Source organism: Bradyrhizobium sp. USDA 4502 (genome assembly GCF_054063355.1).
The window spans coordinates 8,708,383-8,729,050 of the sequence record NZ_JBSSGF010000001.1 but is presented as its reverse complement, the minus strand read 5'-3'; the positions used below and the strand labels follow the sequence as shown (position 1 = coordinate 8,729,050).

At 66.3% G+C, this 20,668-nt stretch carries 14 protein-coding genes, 1 pseudogene and 1 riboswitch; of the genes and pseudogenes, 3 read left to right on the top strand and 12 right to left on the bottom strand.

Annotated elements, in window-relative coordinates; translation table 11 throughout:
• Nucleotides 1–16: 16 nt before the first annotated feature.
• The 7 genes from uca to ACVW1B_RS40685 form a co-directional block, all read right to left on the bottom strand.
• A complete protein-coding gene (uca, locus tag ACVW1B_RS40715; protein ID WP_456822927.1) occupies nt 17–3,559 on the bottom strand; it encodes an urea carboxylase in 3,543 nt (1,180 codons plus the stop codon).
• Between the two features lie 3 nt (nt 3,560–3,562).
• Nucleotides 3,563–4,216, bottom strand: coding sequence for an urea amidolyase associated protein UAAP2 (locus ACVW1B_RS40710; protein ID WP_310881466.1), 654 nt, complete (start codon nt 4,214–4,216; stop codon nt 3,563–3,565).
• Nucleotides 4,213–5,058, bottom strand: coding sequence for an urea amidolyase associated protein UAAP1 (locus tag ACVW1B_RS40705; RefSeq protein WP_456777715.1), 846 nt, complete (start codon nt 5,056–5,058; stop codon nt 4,213–4,215). Before ACVW1B_RS40705 ends, ACVW1B_RS40710 begins: the two co-directional genes overlap by 4 nt.
• Nucleotides 5,055–5,888: an ABC transporter ATP-binding protein gene (locus ACVW1B_RS40700; protein WP_456777716.1), complete on the bottom strand. Its 834-nt coding sequence runs from the start codon at nt 5,886–5,888 to the stop codon at nt 5,055–5,057. Before ACVW1B_RS40700 ends, ACVW1B_RS40705 begins: the two co-directional genes overlap by 4 nt.
• Nucleotides 5,885–6,703: an ABC transporter permease gene (locus tag ACVW1B_RS40695; RefSeq protein WP_456777717.1), complete on the bottom strand. Its 819-nt coding sequence runs from the start codon at nt 6,701–6,703 to the stop codon at nt 5,885–5,887. The genes ACVW1B_RS40700 and ACVW1B_RS40695 overlap by 4 nt, the downstream gene beginning before the upstream one ends.
• 46 nt (nt 6,704–6,749) lie before the next feature.
• Nucleotides 6,750–7,823: a putative urea ABC transporter substrate-binding protein gene (locus tag ACVW1B_RS40690; RefSeq protein WP_456777718.1), complete on the bottom strand. Its 1,074-nt coding sequence runs from the start codon at nt 7,821–7,823 to the stop codon at nt 6,750–6,752.
• A 78-nt stretch (nt 7,824–7,901) separates the two neighbouring features.
• Nucleotides 7,902–8,012, bottom strand: a riboswitch (guanidine-I (ykkC/yxkD leader).
• A gap of 335 nt (nt 8,013–8,347) precedes the next feature.
• Complete coding sequence (locus tag ACVW1B_RS40685) at nt 8,348–10,156, bottom strand: peptidoglycan-binding protein (protein WP_456777719.1); 1,809 nt, start codon at nt 10,154–10,156, stop codon at nt 8,348–8,350.
• Between the two features lie 247 nt (nt 10,157–10,403).
• On the opposite strand from ACVW1B_RS40685, the gene ACVW1B_RS40680 reads away from it, so the two are divergent.
• Together ACVW1B_RS40680 and ACVW1B_RS40675 are read left to right on the top strand one after the other, a co-directional pair.
• On the top strand, nt 10,404–10,529 hold the full coding sequence (locus ACVW1B_RS40680) for a hypothetical protein (RefSeq protein WP_456777720.1): 126 nt from the start codon (nt 10,404–10,406) through the stop codon (nt 10,527–10,529).
• 152 nt (nt 10,530–10,681) lie between these two features.
• Nucleotides 10,682–11,119 (top strand): hypothetical protein, encoded by a 438-nt coding sequence (locus ACVW1B_RS40675; RefSeq protein ID WP_253604434.1) that lies wholly within the window; start codon nt 10,682–10,684, stop codon nt 11,117–11,119.
• An 87-nt stretch (nt 11,120–11,206) separates the two neighbouring features.
• Here ACVW1B_RS40675 and ACVW1B_RS40670 read toward each other — a convergent pair whose 3' ends face one another.
• The 5 genes and pseudogenes from ACVW1B_RS40670 to ACVW1B_RS40650 form a co-directional block, all read right to left on the bottom strand.
• Entirely contained in the window at nt 11,207–11,908 is a 702-nt protein-coding gene (locus ACVW1B_RS40670; RefSeq protein WP_456822926.1) for a hypothetical protein, read from the bottom strand.
• 73 nt (nt 11,909–11,981) lie between these two features.
• Nucleotides 11,982–12,515 carry an invasion associated locus B family protein gene (locus ACVW1B_RS40665; protein ID WP_456822925.1) on the bottom strand — a complete coding sequence of 178 codons (534 nt, stop codon included), beginning with the start codon at nt 12,513–12,515 and terminating at the stop codon, nt 11,982–11,984.
• Between the two features lie 38 nt (nt 12,516–12,553).
• Nucleotides 12,554–16,754, bottom strand: a pseudogene (locus ACVW1B_RS40660) (beta strand repeat-containing protein).
• 336 nt (nt 16,755–17,090) lie between these two features.
• Complete coding sequence (locus ACVW1B_RS40655) at nt 17,091–18,143, bottom strand: helix-turn-helix domain-containing protein (protein ID WP_456777723.1); 1,053 nt, start codon at nt 18,141–18,143, stop codon at nt 17,091–17,093.
• Between the two features lie 746 nt (nt 18,144–18,889).
• On the bottom strand, nt 18,890–19,804 hold the full coding sequence (locus ACVW1B_RS40650) for a LysR substrate-binding domain-containing protein (RefSeq protein WP_253609803.1): 915 nt from the start codon (nt 19,802–19,804) through the stop codon (nt 18,890–18,892).
• 173 nt (nt 19,805–19,977) lie between these two features.
• Between ACVW1B_RS40650 and ACVW1B_RS40645 the strand changes: the two genes are divergently transcribed.
• The gene (locus tag ACVW1B_RS40645) at nt 19,978–20,490 is read left to right on the top strand and encodes a GNAT family N-acetyltransferase (protein WP_456822924.1); all 513 of its coding nucleotides are present in this window, start codon (nt 19,978–19,980) and stop codon (nt 20,488–20,490) included.
• Nucleotides 20,491–20,668: the final 178 nt, after the last annotated feature.

Below are 20,668 nucleotides of genomic sequence, written 5' to 3'. Positions count from 1 at the left end.
CGCGGCTGCAGCCGCGCTAGCCCGGCCGGAGCAACGCCACCACGTCGCCCGCGCGCAGCGTCTGGCCGGGCTTCACCGGCACCGAGGCGATGCGGCCCGCCGCGGGTGCGTGCACGGAGATCTCCATCTTCATCGACTCGATGATGGCCAGCACGTCGCCGGCCGCGACCTTGGCGCCTTCCTCGACCAGCACCTTCCAGATGTTGCCGGGCACTTCGGAGAACGCGCCGATCTGACCGTCGGGAATCCCCGTCGCGGCGGCTGCCGCATCGATCGTTTCAGCCGGCGCCTCGTCGAGCTTCATCTCGCGCCAGCGCTGGCGCTCGGCATCGAACGCGGCCTGCTGCGTTGCCTTGAACGTGGCGATTGACGGCTTCGCGTCGGCCAGTGTCCTGGCATAGTCGGCGTAGGAGAACTCGCCCTCTTCGATCCTAATGTCGTATTGGCCGTGCGGGAACGCGGCGCGCGCGTCGAGCAGTTCATCGGCGTCGACCGGGAAGAAGCGGATCTTGTCGAAGAACCGCAGCAGCCAGGGATGGCCCGGCTCGAACACCCGCGTGGTGCGCCAGGTGTTCCAGACCTGGATGGTGCGGCCGAACAGCTGGTAGCCGCCCGGCCCTTCCATGCCGTAGATGCACATATAGGCGCCGCCGATGCCGACCGCGTTCTCCGGCGTCCAGGTCCGCGCCGGGTTGTACTTCGTGGTCACCAGCCGATGCCGCGGGTCGAGCGGCGTCGCCACCGGCGCGCCGAGATAGACGTCGCCGAGGCCGAGCACGAAATAATCCGCGTCGAACACGATGCGGCGGACATCGTCCTCGCTCGCAAGTCCGTTGATGCGCCGGATGAACTCGACATTCGACGGACACCATGGCGCATCGGCGCGCACCAACTCCTGATATTTGCGCATCGCAAGCTCGGCCTCCGGATCGCGCCACGACAGCGGCAGATGCACGGTGCGGCTCGGCACCCGCATCGCGTCGACCGGCGGCAATTCGCGCTCGATCCGCCTGAGCACGTCGAGCAGCTTCGTTCGCGACAACGCGGTGCCGTCATAATGGATCTGCAGCGAGCGGATGCCGGGCGTCAGATCGATCAGGCCACTGAGCTTCGCCTCTTCCAGCGCCTGCGCCAGCACATGCACGCGCAGCCGCAGCGCGATGTCGAGCTCCATCGGACCATACTCGACCAGCAGATTGTCGTCGCCGGCGCGGCGATAGACCACCGGAATCGGGCCGTCGTCATTCCGACCGACGATCGCCGATCCGAGCTCAGGCGCGCGCAGCATCGTGGGGCCGGCCACCGGATCGTCGCGTTTGACCGGCACGAAGCGGACGGTGTCGCCCGGCCTGAGCTGGCCGACCTTCCATAGCTCGTCGCGGGCGACCACGGCCGGACAGACGAAGCCGCCGAGGCTCGGTCCGTCGGGCCCGAGAATGATCGGCATGTCGCCGGTGAAGTCGATCGAGCCGACCGCATAGGCGTTGTCATGGATGTTCGACGGATGCAGCCCGGCCTCGCCGCCGTCGGCGCGCGCCCAGCGCGGCTTCGGCCCGATCAGCCGCACGCCGGTGCGGGCGCTGTTGAAATGCACCTCGTAGCTCGTCGCGAACAGCGTCTCGATATCCTCGTCGAGGAAGAAATCCGGCGCGCCGTGCGGGCCGTAGACGACGCCGATCTGCCACGCCGATGTGAGTTGCGGCCGCTCGTGTTCCGTGGCGCGCCGCGGCGCCGCAAGGCCCGATGGCTCGGCACCGATATGCAAGACGTCGCCGGCCTTCAGCGATCCCGTCGCATGGCCGCCGAACGCGCCGAGCGCAAACACGGCACGCGACCCGAGAGTTTCGGGCACGTCGATGCCGCCGCGCACGGCGAGATAGGTGCGCTGGCCCGGGCCCTTGATGCTGCCGATCACGAGCGTCTGGCCGGCGCGTATCGCGAGCGGCTCATCGTAGGCGACATCAGCGCCGTCGAGCGATGCCTTCATCTGCGCGCCCGACAGCGCGACGATCGTATCGGTGTTGAAGCGCAAGGTCGGCCCGTTGACCGTCAGCTCCAGTGCGGTCGCCGTCTCCGGATTGCCGACCAGGCGATTGGCGAGGCGGAACGACCGCTCATCCATCGGGCCGCTCGGCGGTACGCCGACATGCCAGAGATGCAGCCGGCCGGGCAATTCCTGCACTCCGCTTTGCGCGCCCGGCGCGACAACGTCGATGGTGCGCGGGCGATAGCCGAATTCGCCAAGCACACTCGTCGCCACTTGCCCGCTGCGGAACACGTCGGACGCCGCGATCGCACGCAGATAGTCCAGATTGGTCTCGATGCCGGCGACGACCGTATCGTCCAGCGCTTTCGAAAGCCGGGCGATCGCGGCCTCGCGCGTATCGGCTGAAACGATGATCTTGGCCAGCATCGGATCGTAGAACGGCGACACCTCGGTGCCGGTCTCGATCCAGCCGTCGATCCGCGCCTCCGGCGAAAAGCTGACCTGCGTCAGCCGGCCCGCGCTCGGGCGGAAGCCGGCGCCCGGGTTCTCGGCATAGAGCCGCACCTCGATCGCCGCGCCCTTTGGTGCAAGCGCGCCCGCCTGGCCGAGCACATCCTCGCCGGCCGCCTGCCGGATCATCCATTCGACGAGGTCGACGCCGGTGACCTGCTCGGTGACGGGATGCTCGACCTGCAGGCGGGTGTTCACCTCGAGGAAATAGAAATCGTCGCGCTCGACGTCGTAGATGAACTCCACGGTGCCGGCAGATTCATAAGCCACTGCCTTGCCGAGCGACACCGCGGCCGCGTGCAGCCGCCGGCGGATGTCGGCGGACAGCCCCGGCGCGGGCGTCTCCTCAAAGACCTTCTGGTTGCGCCGCTGCAGCGAGCAATCGCGTTCGCCGAGCGCGACCACGCCGCCCTTGCCATTGCCGAAGATCTGCACCTCGATATGCCGCGCTCGCGCAACGAACCGCTCGAGATAGACCCGGGCGTCGCCAAAGCTGGCCCGCGCCGTGCGCTGCACCGATTCGAAGCGCTCGCGCAGCGTCGCCATGTCGTGGCACAGCTGCATGCCGATGCCGCCGCCGCCCGCCGTGCTCTTCAGCATCACCGGGAAGCCGATTGCTTCAGCCTGTTGCACCGCCTCGTCGATCGTCTCCAGCAGGCCGGAGCCCGGCAGCAGCGGCACGCCGCTGCGCTCGGCGATCTCGCGTGCCTTGTGCTTGAGGCCGAAGGCGTCGAGATGCTCAGGCCGCGGCCCGATGAACTTGATGCCGTGCTCGGCGAGCCGTTCGGCGAAACGGCGGTTCTCTGACAGGAAGCCGTAACCGGGGTGCACCGCCTGCGCGCCGGTCGCAAGGCACGCCGCCATGATCGCATCGACGTTGAGATAGCTCTCCGCGGCGGGCGCCGGACCGATCCGCACCGCCTCGTCGGCGTCGAGCACCGGCCGGGTGAAACGGTCGGCGTCGGAATAGACCGCGACCGAGCCGATGCGCATGCGGTGCAATGTTCTGCCGATCCGCCCGGCGATCTCGCCGCGGTTGGCAATCAGGACCTTGCTGAACATGCCTCACGCCTCCGGCTCGACGATCGCGACGTCGAAGATCGTGACCTGGACCGGCGTCGGGAAGAATCCGTTGCAGGGATTGTTGATCTGCGGACAGTTCGAGATCAGGCACAGTACGTCCATCTCGGCGACCAGCTCGATGGCGTCGCCGGGCCTGGAGACGCCGTCGACCACGGTGAAATTGCCGGCGGGATCGATCGGCACGTTCATGAAGAAGTTCAGATTCGGCACGATGTCGCGCTTCGACATGCCGTATTTCGCGGCTTCGATCACGAAATTCTCGCGGCAGGCGTGCTGATAGCGGGTCTGGTGCCCGAACCGCACGGTGTTGCTCTCACAGGAGCAGGCGCCCGCCGATGTGTCGTGCAGGCCGCAACTGTCTGCCGTCACGCGCAGCATCACGCGGCCTTCGTTGGACATGATCCTGGTGCCCAGCCCGACATAGGCCGAGCCCTGCGCGCGCAGCGTATCCTGGCCGCTGTAGCGCTCGCCGAAATCACTGGCGCAATAGAACAGCGTGTCGACCGCCTGCTGGCCATGGCTATCGGTGATCCGCAGCGTCTGCCCCTTGCGGATGATCGCCGACCACGGCTTGCGCGCGGGAATTTCGACATCGAGAACGATGCGGCCGGCGGTGCGAACAGGTTGCATGGTCATCGCACGGCTCGTTCCAGGGCTTCGCCGAGATACAGCGCATTGTTCTGATAGGCGCGGGCCGCTTCCGCGGTCGCAGTCCGGCACAGATCGTCGGCCGCCGGCGCGGCCGCGCGGTAGCGCACGATCTCCACGCTCGCCTGCGGATAGATTTTGGCGGGATCGAGCGGATGCGGGCAGTTCGACAGCGCGATCAGAAGCTCCATCTCCGCGCGCAGATCGACGAAATCGCCCTGCTGCCGCCGCTGCTCCGACCAGACAAACTTGCCGTCGGCGTCGATCGCGACCGGTGCGAAGAAGCTGACACAGGGATGGACATCGCGGCGATCCAGGCCAAGCTTGGCCGCGGCGAGAATGAAATTGTCACGTGTGTTGCGGAAATTGCCTTCGCCGTATTTGGCCAGGTTGGTCGCCGCGGTCGAGCCGCCGACCACGGCATCATGCGCGGCGCTGCTGTCCTCGGTGATGCCGAGCAGCGCGCGTCCCATGTCGGACATCAGCACCCGTCCCTTCTGCAGCCGCGCCGCCCACTGCACCTTGATGGTGTCGGCGTGGTTGAGCCGCTCGGTGGTGTCGGCATTGTTCCAGGCGAGCAGGCTGACGGTCGACGTCCCCGACGTGTTGACGATGCGCAGCGTGTCGCCGCGGTTCAGCCGCGTGGTCCAGTACCAGCCGGAGGGGATCGTCTCACGGTGAATGACCGTGTCGGCGTCGATCGGCGCGGCGTCGCGCGCAGTCGGCGCCGGCAGTGTCCGCGGCGCGTGCTCCTGTCCCGCCGCCTTCAGCTCGTTATACCGCCGGGTATGCGCCGCGATCTCGGCCTTTTGTTCCTCTGTGAGGATCATGGTTGCTCCTTCAAGACGAGAGCGCCGGGCCGTCCCGGCTGATGCTCCTTGCCTGACCGGGTCGTCCCGGTCGGAGCTGGTTGAACTGACGACCGCAACTCAGCACTGCGGCGCGGAAAGATCTCGAGGTCGCGCGACACCGTGGCGCCGTAGCGATCGCGCTCCTCCGGCCGGTTGCGCTGCCGCTCCAGCGCTATGACCCGCGTTGCGAGGCCGAAGGCTTCACTGAGGTCATGCGTCACCATCACGACGGTGAGATGGGTCTCGTTCCAGAGCCGCTTCATCAGAAGGTGAATGTCGGCACGAATACCCGGATCGAGCGCGCCGAACGGCTCGTCGAGCAGCAGGATCTTCGGACCGCGCATGATCGCCTGCGCCAGCGCGAGCCGCTGCTGCATGCCGCCCGACAAAGCGGACGGATATTTGCTCTCCTGACCGGCGAGCCCGACCTCGGCGAGCAGCTTCATCGCTTCGTCGGTGGCAGCGCGGCGCGCGGCGCCGAACAGCCGGCCGGTGAATTTGGCGTCGCGCAGTTCGCGCCCGAGCATGACGTTCTGCAGCACTGTGAGATGCGGAAACACCGAGTAGCGCTGGAACACCACGCCGCGGTCGGCGTCCGGCTCGCCGGGCAACGGCTTGCCGTCGACCAGGATTTGGCCGCGGGTCGGCTGCTCCTCGCCGAGCAACATGCGGAGCAATGTGGTCTTGCCGCAGCCGGACGGGCCGACCAGCGCGATGAAGGCGCGCGGCTCGACCTCCATCGTGATGCGCTCGAGCACGATGTGGTCGCCATATTCCTTCCAGACGTCTTCGAAGCGGATCGCGCTCATTCCGCCCTCACCGACGCAAACCAGGGAAACAGTTTTCGCTGCGTGACGCGCAGGCCGACATCGATCAGGAACGCCAGCAGTGTGATCCAGGCGACGTAGGGGATGATGACGTCCATCGCGAGATAGCGGCGCACCAGGAAGATCCGGTAGCCGAGCCCGGAATCGGAGGCGATCGCCTCCGCCGCGATCAGGAACAACCACGCCGGCCCGAGCTGCAGGCGCAGCACGTCGATCAGCCGCGGCAGGGTTTGCGGCATCGCGACGCGCAGCGCGATCTGCCAGGTCGAGGCGCCGAGCGTCTGCGCCTTGACGATCTGCTCGCGCGGCAACTCCTGCACCTTCATGGCGAGGTCGCGGATCATGCAGGGCAGCGTCCCGATCACGATCAGCGCGATCTTGGAATTCTCACCCAATCCCATCACGATGAACAGGATCGGGAGCAATGCCAGTGGCGGCACCATCGACGTGACGGACACGAACGGCCCGAGCAGGGCGTTGGCGCCCGGCAACAGCCCGATCACGATCCCGAGCACCAGCGCCGCCACCGTCGAGATCGCCAGCGCCGAGCCGAGCCGCCCCAGGCTGGCGACGGTGTCGGAGGCCATCAGATAGCCGCCGGTACGCGGGTCGACCTCGAACGCCATCTGCTTGACGGCCTGCACCATGCTCGGCAGCGCCGGCAACAGCTTGTCATTCGCGTTCTGCGCGAGCCGCGCGCTGGAGCCGGCGAAGTAGGCGATTGCGACCAATACGAACGGCAGCGCGAGCAGATAGAACCGCGTCTGCCGTCCCGGCCGTATGTTCACAAGTCGCATGGTCAGCTCCTGCTTGGGGCGACGCGCTGCGCGTCCGAGCTTGGCGTCAGAGCTTGCCCTTGGCGGCCTCGTCCATGTAGGTCGGGTCGAAGCGCAGCTTGACGTTCGACTTGTCGCCGAGCACCGACTTGTCGGCGAGCTCGATGCCGACCGCGTCGGCCGACTTCGCGCCCTTGCCGAGCAGGTCCTTCTCGAACAGGAATTTGCGCACGCGATCCATGGTCACGCCGACGGTCTGGCTGCGCGTGAAGGCTTCGGCATCGGTTGCCTTGTCGAACAGTTTTGTGGTCGAGAGCTGGCTGTCGAAGCCGGCGAGGTCGGTGCCGGAGGCCTTGGCCATCGCCTCCTTGGCGGCCTTCGCCGCGGCATCGTTCGCCGTCATTTTGGACAGCGTCTCGTACCAGATGCCGACCAGCGCCTTGGCGAAATCCGGATTGTCCTTGGCGACTGCGGTGTTCACCACCATCAGGTCCATGATCTCGCCGGGGATCTGCGAGGAATCGAACACCTTCTTCGCGTCGGGCGAGCCGAGGATTTCCGTCACGATCGGATTCCAGGTCACCACCGCGCTGACGTCAGGCGTCTTGTAGGCGGCCGCGATATCGGCGTCGGAGGTGTTGATGACCTTGACGTCCTTCTCGCTCAGCTTGCTGGTCTCGAGCGCGCGCGCCAGCAGATAATGCGACACCGAGAACTCGACCAGGTTGACGGTCTGGCCCTTGATCGCGGCGAGGTCGCTCTTGTTCTTCAGGATCACCGCGTCGTTGCCGTTGGAGAAATCGCCCATCACGACCGCGGTGGTGTCGACGCCGCCGGCTGCCGGAATCGAGAGTGCGTCCATGTTGGTGATGGTGACGGCGTCATAGCCGCCGGCGGTGTACTGGTTGATCGATTCAACGTAGTCGTTGAACTGCTTGACCTCGATCGCGATGCCGTATTTGTCGGCCCATTTCTTGACGATGCCGGTGTCGGCCGCATAGCCCCACGGCATCCACCCGACATAGATCGACCAGGCGACCTTGAAGCTTTTCTTCGGCGCGGCGTCGGCCGTAGGCGCAACCGCCAGCACGACCGCGCAGCCGATGACAACAGAGCGAAGGAAGAAAACGAATTTGTTCATTGCCGATCCCTCTTGCGAAATTTCACAAAAAGGGACTGGCGAAAAGACCATCGCTCCGCCAATCCCTTGGCTGACGAGGTCTCCCGGGCTTTTATCCCGCCGTGCACCTGCGGGGATGTCTCCCCCGCAAGCGGCTGCTCTCGGACCAGCACCTTGCTTCGCAAGATCGGAACCCTAGCGGCCAACTCGACGCCATTGATGCACGAGGCGTGCCAGCGGTCCGGCAATTGAATCTCATGAGATTTTTCCGCGCGCGCGGGCGCGGCCACGACAGTGTCTTGCTTAAAGATTGCGCAGACCTGCTCAGAATTGGCTCTGTCCTTTCGCGACCGGCATCAGCAGGATCGCGCGATGGTTGATGTCGAGGGGAGTTCGATGCGCAAGCTTCTGAGCGTTCTGTGCGCCGGCCTCTGGCGCGGATTGCACGGCCGGTTCGGCCTGGTGCCGAATTCCGAACTAAAAGACTGATCGCAAGATCGCAAAAAAAGAGCCCCGCTCTGCAGCGGGGCTCCTGCACAGAGATCCTATTTCCGATCGGAGTTTTGCGCCGGCGTCTGCGGGCTCTGGCCTGAGCCTGACGACGGCGGGTTGTTGTTCTGGTTGGGCTGGCTGGACTGCGTGTCCCGGCCGGCATTTGACTGATTGCCGTTGCCCTGACCGACGGTCGACTGGTTCTGCGGTGCAGCCTGGCCCGTCGTATTCTGCTGCGGAGCCTGCTGCTGAGCGGACGGCTGATTTCCGCTCTGGCCGGTTGTCGACTGGTTCTGCGGCGAGTTCGCCTGACCCGTGGTCTGCCCGGTCGTGTTCTGCTGGGCAGGCTGCTGAGTGCCGGTCTGGCCGGTCGACTGGTTCTGCGGCGCGTTGGTCTGACCGGTCGTCTGTCCAGTCGTGTTCTGCTGGGTGCGGCTCTGGCCGACCGTCGACGATGCGCCCGCGCCCTGACCGATTCTGTCGGACAGGCCGAGTGCGGTCACCGTGCGCGTGTCGACGCTGCCGCTGGTCGTGATGCCTTCCTGACGCTGGAAGGTGATCAGCGCCTCGCGGGTCCGCGATCCCAATACGCCGTCGGCCTCGCCGACCAGCAGGCCGCGGTCGATCAGCACCTGCTGCACCTCGCGGATCTGCTGCGGGTTCAGGTCCATCATCGCAACGCTAGCGCCACCACCGCCGCCGCGATGGCTGAAGCGCGTCCGCGGTCCGACCGGGACCACGTCGACGACGCGGCGCTCGCGATCGAGGAACACGACTTCATCCTCGACGACGAAGAAACTATCGTCGCGATAATACGGGAACGCATCGATCAGCGCCGGGAAGGTTGCGACCGACACCGCGTTGAACCTCCGCGGCACCACCACGCCCGGATTGACCGCGAAGTTGATCGTACTGACATTGACGCGCGGTGCGTTACGCGCCGACAGCACCGAGCGCTGGATCGTGCTCTGCTGCTGCGCGGTCACGGTGCGCCCAGCCTCGGTCTGGACCGTGGCGTTCGACTGGGCCTGGGTCTGAGCGGTTGTCCCGGTTTGTCCCTGGGCCTGACCGGTGGTCTGTCCGGAGTTCATCCGGTTTTGCGTCGTGCCGGACTGCGGAGCGGCCGCGCCCGTGGTCTGGCCGGCTCGCGTATTCGGGGCCGCCGTTGTGCCCTGGCCGGTGGTCGTGTTGGCGCCCTTTGCCTGGTCCGTGGTCGTGCTCTGGCCGGTCGTCGTGCCCGCCTTGCCTTGAGTCTGGCCTTGAGCCTTGTCCTGAGCCGTCCCCTGACCGGTCGTGGTGCCCTGGCTGCGGTTCGCAGTATTGGCGCGATTCTCCTGCTGCTGCTGGCTTTGCCGCGTCGTGGCGTTGCCGCGTTCGCGGGATTCAGATCGGCCCATCTGCTCGCGCTGGTTTCGGCTCTGGCCGACGGTCTGCTCTTGCTTGCTCTGGTCTTGCTTGCTCTGGCTGCGCTGACCCTGCTCGGCGCGGCCGCTCTCGCGGGCCTGGCCGGTGGTCTGGCTGCGCTCGGCCGCACCGCGGCCCATCTGTCCTTCAGCCCTGCCGCTCTCTCGTGCGCCCTGGCTTTCTCGTGCGCCACCCTGGCCGCGACCGGCCGTCATGCCTTCGCTTCGCCCTTCGCTTCGCGATGCCCCGGGACTGCCATGCATTGCGCCGCCGGAACTGCCGGCCGGCGAGCCTGCGGAGCGGCCGTGTTCGCTACCGCCACCGCCCGCGCCGACGCTTCCGCCACCACCCATGCCGCCCCCGCCCTCGCGCATGCTCTGCGCCGAAGCGAGACTGACGCCGGCCAACAGCACGGCCGTCGTCAGCAGAAACTTGCTCTTCATCATCTTACTCTGCATTACCGATTCCTCCTGCAGTCTAGCGGCTGGCCGGATTGCGAAGCTTGGCGCCAAATGGCTGGCGCGCTCCGCGCCGTGGCCGCGTTCCAACAAAGCCGGCGAGCGACACGACGCAGCGGCGCGCGCGACTCACCGGTGAACCTGCCTTGTGAGGAAACAGCGTCGCCGCCCGCACCGTTCCTAGATGCCGGCGCGACGCGACATTTCGCACCAAGGGAACTGCCGAGCGATCAAGCTGCAGGAACCGATGGCCGCGCTTTCCCGTTTTGAAATCAAGCGTGGTTTCGCCGTCACGTCGATGTTCAGCGCGTTCCCGCGGATCATCATTCGCTGCGACCGGCGGAGGATCGGAACCGGTTCCGTTCGCCCTTGAACATTTGATTCCCCGTCAACGGCGGCACCACTGCGCCCACCTCGCCGCCAGGCTTGTTGCAGGCCCAGGTTCATTGCAGGCGCGCGGCCATTCGCAACCAATGCCCCCCTGCCCCGTTGACCGGCTGGGCAACTATCATCGAGGAGGATCCCATGAGGAAGACAGGCCTTGTTCTTGCAACCGTCGGTGCGCTTGGGGTGAGCGCCATCGCAGCCCCGGCGCCCGCCGAAGCACGGTGGGGACACGGCGGGTGGGGTGCCGCGCTCGCAGGCGGATTGATTGCCGGCGCAGTCGTCGGCGGCCTCGCCTCGTCAGCCTATGGCTATCCCGGCTATTCCTATGGTTACGGCTACCCCGGCTACGGCTACGGTTACGGCTATTCGCCCGCCTATTACGGGTACGGCAGCTACGCCTATGACGACGGCTATTACGCTGCGCCGTATCGTTGGGGCGGCGGTTACACCACGACATATTATAGCGGATACCGGCCGGCCTATTACGGCTACCGCTATCGTCACGTGGTGCGGCCGGCATACGCCTATTATCGCGGCGGCTATCCGCGCTGGCATCATCGCTGGCGTCATTGGTGAGATCGGCCAGAGCAACCCGGCGCGGCCAGCCGAGCTGACTGGCGCCGGCAAGAGGCCGACAAGGGTCGACCGGGTTGAGCGGCAGCGTTACCCGGCGACCCGCAGCGCGGTCACCGCGACGCAGGCGTTGCCTAACGGAATCAGCACCACCTGCGCGCCGTTCGGCAGCGCCATCGTCGCGAGATCACCGAGCGCGCCGGTCTGTCCGTTGAGCTTGGCGAGTTCGGCGGCAACCGTCGAACAGCTCTCCGTCCGCGGCGTCACCCGCACCAGATTGCCTTCGCAGGACGATCCAACCGGCGCGGCAAACACGATACCGGCGGCCTGCTGATTGGCGGCGGGGGTGGCTTGGCTGGCCTGGTTAGGTGCGAGCGCGACCAGCGACTGCACCGAATGCGAATTGCCGGCCTTGGCGTCCCACTGCGACTGCGCGGTGTAGCTGGAGTTCATCGCGAGGCCGCGGCCGAGCGTCCCGAACAGATTGGCGCAGGTCACGATGTTGCCCTGCCGCGCGTGCTCGTCGAACACGGTCGGTTGCTGGCCCGCCTGCTGCGGCGGAACGGATGCCGCGGCAGACGGCGGCGTCGGCGCTTCCTGCGGACGCTGCTTGTGCGGCTGCGGCTTCGCGGCGACGGCGGGCTTTTTGGCCGGCGCGGGCGTCGCCGGCTGCAGCGGCATCGGCTGCGACTGGGCCGGCTGCATCTGCTGGGCATAGCCCACGACGCCGGCCGCACTGAGCGCCGCCACGACGACCGCCGTGAAAATCAGGATGGGGGTCTTCAGTCGCATCGGCGTATTCATCCTCTCGTCCCGCACTCCGATGCGTCGCTCCGGCTTCCGGATCCGCATGCAGCCTGTCGTCTCATTTCAGCTTCGCGAGCACGCCGGACAGTCCGTCCAGCGGCGCCTCCAGCACGATCGGCCCTTGCGGCAGCTGATAGGACACGCGGCACGGCGTCGCCGCGCGGATGTGCCGCCTCAGCACGTTGCCGATCGCGACCGTGGCGAAGCAGAAACTGGCATCGCAGCGATCGGTCTGCGTGACGATGCGGTCCGGACTGTCGCCCAGCGCGAGCTCGATCTGCGCACCGACCCCGGCGGCCGCGGGTATCCGCATCGCCATCAGCGGTTTGCCGTCGGCGGTCGCGATCAGCGACCAGTTGAAGGCGACCGCGCCCTGCGCGTTGACGATCGATTGCGTGACGTTGCAGACGCGGCGCTTCGATTTGAGACTCTCGTCGCAAATCAGGGTCCAGTTCCTGAACGGCTGGATCATCCGTCTGAACTCGCCGAGCGTCTCGCCCTCCGGCACCACGACGTCCGACGGCTTCACGGCGTAGGCGGCAGGCGGCGCGCCCTGCGCGGCGGCGCTCGCCGCCGCCCCGAGCCAGATCATCAAAGCCAGACACGCCAGCCGCCTCGTCGACGTCAGGGTCAATTGAGCGTCAGGCTCACGCCGGCGCTGACGCCCCAGTCGCCGCCGGCGGTGGTTGCCGCCGCGTTGGTGCGCAGCTTGCCGTTCTCGCTGGTGTAGCCGATGCCGAAGGCGAGCGCGCCCTGGCTGCGCCAGACGCCGCCGCCCGCCGAGGCGCTCACCTTGCCGGGCCGGTCGTCATAGCGCAGCGATGCGGCGGCCATGCCGATCGCGGCCGCCCGCCAGGCGTCCTGCCGCACCTCGCCGATCTGGCCGTTGAGCTGCTGGAACGCGCTGTTGAGCTGATTGACGTTGACCGCATCGGTGCCGAGGACGCCGGGCGCCACGTTGCTGATGGTCACTGGCGCGCCGTTGCCGCTGTTCAGCGTCAGCTTGTTGGTGGTGTTGCCGGAACCGTCGGTATCGTAGCGGATCGAGCTCGACGCAACCGCCTGGAGCTGGCTGACATTGACCGCATCGGTCGCCGCCGAGCCCGCGGCAACGTTGGTGACGCGGCGTTCGGCGCCGGACGAGCCGACCGACACTTCGCCGGTCGCAACCCCTGCGACACTCTTGCCGACCACAGGCGTATAGGCCGCGTCGCTCAGATTGGCCGTGGTGGCGGCGTTGGCACCGAGCGCCAGCGAGTTGGCCGCCGTCGCCTTGGCGCCGGCACCGATCGCGACCGAATTGTCGGCCGATGCGGCCGAGCCGTTGCCCATCGAGATCGCATTGGCGCCGCTCGCGACCGACTGCGGCCCGATCGCGACGCTCTCCGCGCCGGTCGCGATGGAATCCGCCGCGGTCGAATTGGCGTGGAAATATTTCACGCCGCCACCGCCGGTCGAGATGTTGCTCACCGTGGTGTAGAGAGCGGCGAGCGAGGTGTTGGTGGCCCAGAGCTGCGAGCCATTGATCGCGTCGGTCGAGGTCTGGGTGATCTGGCCCGCGGCCACGTTGGTGATGGTGCGCTCCGCACCGGCGCTGCCGACACTGACGGTCGAGGTCGGCGTCGTGCCGGCGAAGTTGTAGGTGGTGCCGCCGATCGAGGGTGCTCGAAGTCGCGACCACAGTGGAGGTGGTCGAATTGGCGCCGAGCGCGACGTCGCCGGCCTGCGCCGTCGCCTTGGCGTTCGGACCGAGCGCGACGCTGGTCGGGTTGGTGGTCTGGGATCCGGCGCCGATCGACACCGACTGGACGCCGCTCGCCTGGGCATTGGTGCCGAACGCGATCGAATCGGCGAAGTTGGACACCGAATTCTGGCCGATCGCGATGCCGCCGGGCGCGGTCTGCGCCACGGTTGCGCCGAAGCCCATGCCGATGCCGTTGTCGCCATTGACCACGGTCGCAGGGCCCACCGCGACCGAATTGTTGCCGACCGCAAGCGAGTCGGCGAGCGTCGAGTTGGCGTGGAAGTATTTCGTCGTCGTGGTCGCGAACGACGTCAGCGCACCGGTCAGCTGCCGCACGGTGACGGCGTCGCTGTCCTGGGTGCCGTCGGCCACGTTGGTGATCTGCCGGTAGCTCGTCGCGTTGCCGACCGACACCGCGCCGAGCAGCGCGAGATCGGTGGTGTTGTAGGGGATGATGGTGCCGCCGATCGTGCCGGAAGCCGGCGCGAGCGCGCGGTTGGAAATCGACCCCGAGCCGATCGCGACGCCGCCATCCACCGTCGCCCGGGTGTTGAAGCCGAGCGCGGTGGAGTTCGTCGCGGTCGCTGAGGCGGCAACGCCGGCCGCCATCGAGTTCACGCCGGTCGCGCCGTTGTTGTTGTAGTTGGCCTGCTGGGTGCCGCCGTCGTTGACGCCATAATAATGCGTCAGGCCGTTGCTGACGACGGTCGACAGGCTGTCGATCGCGGACGTCGCGGCAAACAGCTGCGAGCCGTTGATCGCATCGGTCGAGCCGTTGCTGACCCGTCCCGCCGCGACGTTGGTGATGGTGCGCTCATTGCCGACCGAGCCGACGCTGACCGTCGAGGTCGGGGTGGTGCCGGCGAAGCTGTAGGTGTTGCCGCCGATGACGATGCTGGCAGTTTGAACCGCCGCACTGGTCTGGCTGCCCGAGCCGAGCGCGATGTCGTTGGCGTTCGCGGCGTTGGCGCCGTTGCCGATCGACACCGAGCCGCTGCCGGTCGCGGTCGACACCGGTCCGATCGCAACCGAGTCGGTCCCCGCCGCGGAGGAATCCGCCAGCGTCGAATTGGCGTGGAAATATTTGATGCCGCCGCCGGTGTTGATGTTGTTGACGGTGGTGGCGAGGCCGTCAACCGCCTGGTTGGTGGCCCAGAGCTGCGATCCGTTGATCGCATCCGTCGAAGAGTTGCTGATGCGGCCCGCCGCGACATTGGTAATGGTGCGCTCCGCGCCGACCGTACCGACGCTGACGGTCGAGACCGCTGTCGTTCCGGCGAAGCTGTAGGTGGTGCCGTTGATCACCGTGTTCGGCGTGTTGACGGCGGCAGCGGTGACGCTGCCGGAGCCGAGCGCGACATCGCCGGAGCTTGCCGCCGCCGTGGCGCCGTTGCCCAGCGCGATATTGCCGGCAAGTCCGGCGGCGCCAGCCGTCGAGCCATTGCCGAGCGCCACGGAGCCCTGCCCGATCGCCTTGTTGTTGTTGCCGATCGCGACGGCGCCGTTGGCCTGGTTGGCGGCGGTGGCGCTGGCCGTGCCGTCACTGTTGGCGATGTTGTTGGCGCCGCCGGTGAAGGCGCCGGTGCCGCTGGCATAGCTGGGATCGCCGATCGCCACGGCGCCGTTGCCAAAGGCGGTGTTGTTCGCGCCGATCGAAACGGCCTGCCCGCCGGAGGCCGTCGCATTGGTGCCCACGGCGACAGCATTGGCGGCACTGGCCGCCGCATTGTTGCCAACGGCGATTGCGCTCGTGGCCGATGCTTTGGCGCCGATGCCGAGTGCGGTACTGGCGATTCCGCTGGCGCTGGCGCTGACGCCGGCCGCGAGCGAATTGTCTCCCGTCGCGTGCGCTCCAGACCCGAACGAGGAAGAGTTTTGGCCGCTGGCAACGGCCGTGTTGCCAATCGCAGTGCTGGCGGCGGCACTCGCATTTGAGGCAGTGCCGATCGCCAGCGAACTTGTGCCGGCGGCACTGGCCCCAACACCGGTTGCGATCGAACTGATGCCGGCGGATGCCGCATTGTTGCCGATCGCGATGCCGCCGGTCGCGGCGTTGGCGACGATTGCGCCCGATCCGATCGCAACCGAACCACCCGTGCTCAGCGCTTGCGCCTGATTGCCCACAGCCACGGCAAAATCTGCGGCTGCGTTGCTGGAGCTGCCTCCGGCGAATGAGTTGATCCCCGACGCGGTCGCCTGCTTGCCAAGAGCAGTCGCGCTGTCCGCCGAGGCAACGGATGCCCAGCCTCCGGCCCACGAATAGTTGGCGCTCGCCAAGGAGCTGACGCCGACCGCGGTGGCATTGCCCCCGGTGGCGCTGGCGAATGTGCCCAGGGCGCTCGTGCCGGCGCCGGTGGCATTGGCTTGAACACCGAGCGCGACCGAATTGACGCCGCTCGAGACCGTGCCCTGGCCCAGCGCCATTGCACCGCCAGTGCCTGTTGCCTTCGCGTTCAGGCCAAGCGCCACCGAGTACTGTGCAGACGCAACGGATGAACGTCCAACCGCAATGGCGTCGACCTGGGATGCTGTCACATCCGTGCCGATGCCGATGGCGCTCGTAGCGAGCGCGCCGGTTCCCGCGGCCGTACGCGACCCGAGATAGAGAGAGTTTAGCTGTGAAGCGATCGACTGAAAACCGATCGCGATGGCGTTCTGGGCGCCGGCGCTGGTGCCGGTGCCTTGGGCAACTGCATCCAGCCCGGCTGCGTTTGCTCCACTCCCGATCGCGATGGCGCGCAGGCCGCTGGCCGACGAATTGGTGTCGATCGCCACGGAATCGGTGCCGGTCGCAGTTCCACCACCAAGCTGTACGCTTCCGGCGCTCGCGGCCGAGGCGGTTACTACGACGACAGCAAATGCACCAAGCGTCACGGCAACGGCCGACGCTCGCCCGCCGCCGCCGAGCGCACCAAGTCCCAGCCGATCGCGCTTCACACCCAAAACCCGGTGCGCCAACCGCAACACCGCCAGCAACCGCCGCCGCAGCGAACGGCTGCCCGCAACGCCCGTTGCGACCCAGCTCCGGACGAAGCCGGCGCGGCCCTGACGCGTCAGCGATTCGGTTGAATTGCGTGCGATGGCCATGGTGCGTCCCCTTTGCGACATCTTGAAAAGACGTCGGGGGAGCCATGCCGCGGACTGTACCGACATGCGCGTCCCTTGGGAGCGCATGTGGAGATGTGAAGACCGCGCGACGTGCGCTCGCCTTCCGGTCCTGGCCGATGATGTGTCGAACTCAACGAGCGCATCTTGCCACCCAGCGCTCGCTCGACTGCCCCACCAATTTGCCCCGAGTCGTCATAAACAAAAATGATAGACACATATTTGACAACGTCACTCAGCAGGCCGTCCAAATAACACGCAGATCGTCTCACAAGTTGAATGATTTGCTCGATGCACCATGAGTTGTTTGTGCGCATCTCAACCGGTGGTTGATCGACGGCGCATGCGTTCGCGCATCTCGCGCGGGCTGACGCCGAATTCGCGGCGGAAGGCGCGGGTGAAATCGGACGCCAGCTTGAAGCCGTGGCGATAGGCGATCTCCTGCACCTGCCTGTCGGCGGACGAGACGAGTTCTGCATGTGCCGCGCGCAGCCGCTTGCGCAGGATGTAGCCGGCAACGCCCCCGACGCTCTCGAATGCACGGTAGAGGGCAGAACGCGAGATCCGCAATTGCTGCGCGATGCGGTCCGGCGTCAGGTCGAAGTCGGCGAGATGCGACTCTATATAAAGACGCGCCCGCTCGAACAGCACGGACTCGATCGCGCCGCGTGCCTGCTCCAGCCGATCCGAGGAGAGCTGGATGCACGCGGCGATCATCTGCGCGGTCGCCCGCCCCGCCTGCCTCAACTCCTCCGCGGACATCAGGGTGATGCGCGTTTCGACTCGGTCGAGATAATCGGCCAACAATTCGATCAGATTGCCTTCGAGTAGAATATTGCAGACAGCGTCGAGCTGATCGGCCACACCGGCGAACGACTGGCGCGGCAAGCCCAGCACCAGGCCGTCATAGTCCGTGATGCTGCCGCGGAAATCCTCATCGAGCGAGATCAGGAACATGGCGCCCGGCCCGGCGTGAATCCGCCGCTCTGCGGTCTCGAAGCGGGCTTCGCCGGAGCGCACCCGGTACAGCCACCAGATATCGACGGGCGCGCCATGCGACGGTCTGATGACGCGGGCGAATGATTGCGCGGCGAATCGCCCCGACGTGAAGACGACATCGGCCATGTTGCAGGTCAGGTACTCCACCAGGAACCCGTGCGCAGGGCTATGACCTTCCGGTGGCGTAACGTCGACCAGCGAAGCCATCCGCGTTTTCCAGACCTCGAACTGCTCCGAGGGCGGATAGTGTCGTGTCGAGAACCGCCGCGGCGGCGCGGGGGTTAGATCCCTGATGTTCCGCGGCTCGCGCGGCAAAGGAACGTGTTCCAGGAGCTGCGCTGCGCGTGCCGGCGTCTTGTCGTCTTCTTGCATGTACTTTCGTGCCCCGTTGGCGCGAACGACGAACGTTGGCTCAACGGAGGCGCATTCCCAAGGTTGCGTCGCCGGCCGCTCACAGACCGGCGAATTTCGGGGAGACAAGGAAGAGGCAATTCGGGATTCGGACATCGACGGCTTACGCCGGCCGCTCCTGATAGGGTTGACGCAGGTTCCTCTGGCAGTCGTGCTCGCACATGGCGTTCATCATTGTCGCGTCATTGCCGTGTCCGGCTCGGATGCTCCGTCACGGATCGGCTTGACTGATCTAGAGAACAATCTGCGCGAGAACCAGAGGGGCGGCAACGCGCGTCGTGCAGAAATCCAAAATTGCGTTCATGCGATGCGATCGGGCAACGCATCATCGCGGAGTCTTCGGAAAATTTTCTCGATCTCCGCGCCTGGACGAAACGCATGTCGCTGCAAAGGCGCGACCTAAGCACGGTAGATGACATATCGAGAATCCCACGCATGGCCGCATTGCGAGCGCTCTTGCCCAATCATGCGGCAATCCACCGCGTGCGACGTGAATGCATTCGTACGAATCGAACACGCGCGAGGCGTACATGCGCGCGCACGCTGCGGCATTCACATATGAGCGTCGAGATGACGAAAGTCACGACTGCCCGACGAATTTTTTCGGCGAGCACAGCGCGCCGAGCAAGCGAAGCGTCGCAGGCGGCTCGCGCCGTCCCGCGAGGTCATGCCGCGCGCGATGCGAGAGAAAACCCTGCCGCTGCTGCTCAAGCCTGCACGCGCGCGGATTTCCTGTACTGCGCGGTTTCAGCGCGCAGCAGATCGCAGAATTGAAGTGCGAGACGGCTTCGCGGTCGCTGCGAAGGAAGCAGCAACATGGTGGCGATCTCCAGCCGCGGCACGAACGGCTTGAGGACGATTCTGGAGCTTGCAAAATCCCGGGCCACGATCGGGTCGACGATCGAGAAACCCAGTCCCTGCGCAACCAGGGCACAACGCTGCATGCTGTACTGGATCTCCGCGACCGTCTTGATCTCAACCTTGGCCTCATCGAGGATGCGTTCAAAGCGGGATCGATGCGGTGCGCTCGGGGAAGCTGCGATCATGGGCTCCCCCCGCAGGTCTTGCGCTGAGATCGATCGCTTCGAGCGCAACCGGTGCTGGCGGGGCAGGACGCAGACCGCCTCCGTTGTCATGAGGAGCTCGTCGTCGACCGCGGCAAACCCCGCCTGCGGCCGCGCCAGCCCGACGTCGCATTGTCCCGAGGCCACCAGGCTCCAGACGCGCTCGGGGCTGTGGACGGCCACGGATACGACGATGTCGGGATTCTTCCTCAGGAAGCTGCTGACGATCTGCGGCATCAACGAATAGGTGAACGCCGGAAGACATGCGATCCTGAGCGTCCCGCTGCCACGCTCGCGAATGCCGCGCGCGGCGCGCGCCAGATATTCGAGGCCGGCCTGGCTTCTCTCGACCTCGCGCAGGAATATCTCGCCTTCCGGCGTCAGCGTGACGCCGCCTCGCCCGCGTTCGAACAACGCAAAGCCGATCTCGCGCTCGAGACGTGCGATCGCGCGGCTGATGAAAGGCTGCCCCACCCGAAGGCTCAAGGCGGCCTTGGTGATTCCGTTGTGGCGCACGACCTCTCGAAACAGGTCAACATGTCTTGGATTCAGGGGCATGACCAATTTGCATATGAACTGGCGTTCCGGTCATTTGACGGCATGCGCATCGGGTGCGTCAATACGGCATGTACCCGTCGAGCAACCATGCAAGCTTCGCCACCGACCGCATCCTGTTGACCAGGATCACCGGCCCGGAGACTTCGCGCGCGCAGCAGCTTCGCGAGGCAGCCATGCTGCGGCGGCTCGATCGCGGGACATCTGACCGGCCGAATACCGCGCGCCCGGCGACGGCATGGGACCAGGTCGACACCGCGGCCGCGTTCGCAATCGAGGCCGCTGGATCGGGAGACCTTCTCGGCGTTTCCGGGTTCGGCGCGATCGACCGGCACGAGAAGCGGGCGACCTTCGCTCCGATCTGGACCGTCGGACGACTGGACGAGGCCGTGCTCGTCAGTCACGTTGCACATCTGATGACGCGGTATGCGTTCGAGGTGCTCGTCGTCGAGCGGGCCGAGGTGCATCTGGACTGGCGCCGGAGGCATATGCTTGATCTCTACGCCAACCTCGGCTTCCGCTGCGAAGGCAGACTTCGCGCATATTTCGCAGCCGATGAAGAGCCGTCCGCCGATGCTGCGGTCCTCAGCGTGGTTCGCTCCGAATGGCCCTCCGTTGTGCGTCGGCAGCGCGGGGTTCTCGCTGGCGAAACGTGGCGCTACCAGCTTCCGTCCGACCGCCCTCCATAGCGGCGACAAACTCACACCTGGTGGTCGGTGTCCTCCGGTAATGATGGCGCGAGAATGCGAAGGCATGACCGACAGCGCAACACACTCGGTGTCGTCCCTGCGAAGGCAGGGACCATAACCACGAATGCTGATTGTTGGGCATCGTTGGAACGACGAGTCCCGCCGACAACGTCCGCCG

Excerpts from the sequence above, each read along its gene's own strand:
- uca (WP_456822927.1), bottom strand. The coding sequence starts at position 3,559 with ATGTTCAGCAAGGTCCTGATTGCCAACCGCGGCGAGATCGCCGGGCGG.
- ACVW1B_RS40710 (WP_310881466.1), bottom strand. The coding sequence starts at position 4,216 with ATGACCATGCAACCTGTTCGCACCGCCGGCCGCATCGTTCTCGATGTC.
- ACVW1B_RS40705 (WP_456777715.1), bottom strand. The coding sequence starts at position 5,058 with ATGATCCTCACAGAGGAACAAAAGGCCGAGATCGCGGCGCATACCCGG.
- ACVW1B_RS40700 (WP_456777716.1), bottom strand. The coding sequence starts at position 5,888 with ATGAGCGCGATCCGCTTCGAAGACGTCTGGAAGGAATATGGCGACCAC.
- ACVW1B_RS40695 (WP_456777717.1), bottom strand. The coding sequence starts at position 6,703 with ATGCGACTTGTGAACATACGGCCGGGACGGCAGACGCGGTTCTATCTG.
- ACVW1B_RS40690 (WP_456777718.1), bottom strand. The coding sequence starts at position 7,823 with ATGAACAAATTCGTTTTCTTCCTTCGCTCTGTTGTCATCGGCTGCGCG.
- ACVW1B_RS40685 (WP_456777719.1), bottom strand. The coding sequence starts at position 10,156 with ATGCAGAGTAAGATGATGAAGAGCAAGTTTCTGCTGACGACGGCCGTG.
- ACVW1B_RS40680 (WP_456777720.1), top strand. The coding sequence starts at position 10,404 with ATGGCCGCGCTTTCCCGTTTTGAAATCAAGCGTGGTTTCGCCGTCACG.
- ACVW1B_RS40675 (WP_253604434.1), top strand. The coding sequence starts at position 10,682 with ATGAGGAAGACAGGCCTTGTTCTTGCAACCGTCGGTGCGCTTGGGGTG.
- ACVW1B_RS40670 (WP_456822926.1), bottom strand. The coding sequence starts at position 11,908 with ATGCGACTGAAGACCCCCATCCTGATTTTCACGGCGGTCGTCGTGGCG.
- ACVW1B_RS40665 (WP_456822925.1), bottom strand. The coding sequence starts at position 12,515 with ATGATCTGGCTCGGGGCGGCGGCGAGCGCCGCCGCGCAGGGCGCGCCG.
- ACVW1B_RS40655 (WP_456777723.1), bottom strand. The coding sequence starts at position 18,143 with ATGCAAGAAGACGACAAGACGCCGGCACGCGCAGCGCAGCTCCTGGAA.
- ACVW1B_RS40650 (WP_253609803.1), bottom strand. The coding sequence starts at position 19,804 with ATGCCCCTGAATCCAAGACATGTTGACCTGTTTCGAGAGGTCGTGCGC.
- ACVW1B_RS40645 (WP_456822924.1), top strand. The coding sequence starts at position 19,978 with ATGCTGCGGCGGCTCGATCGCGGGACATCTGACCGGCCGAATACCGCG.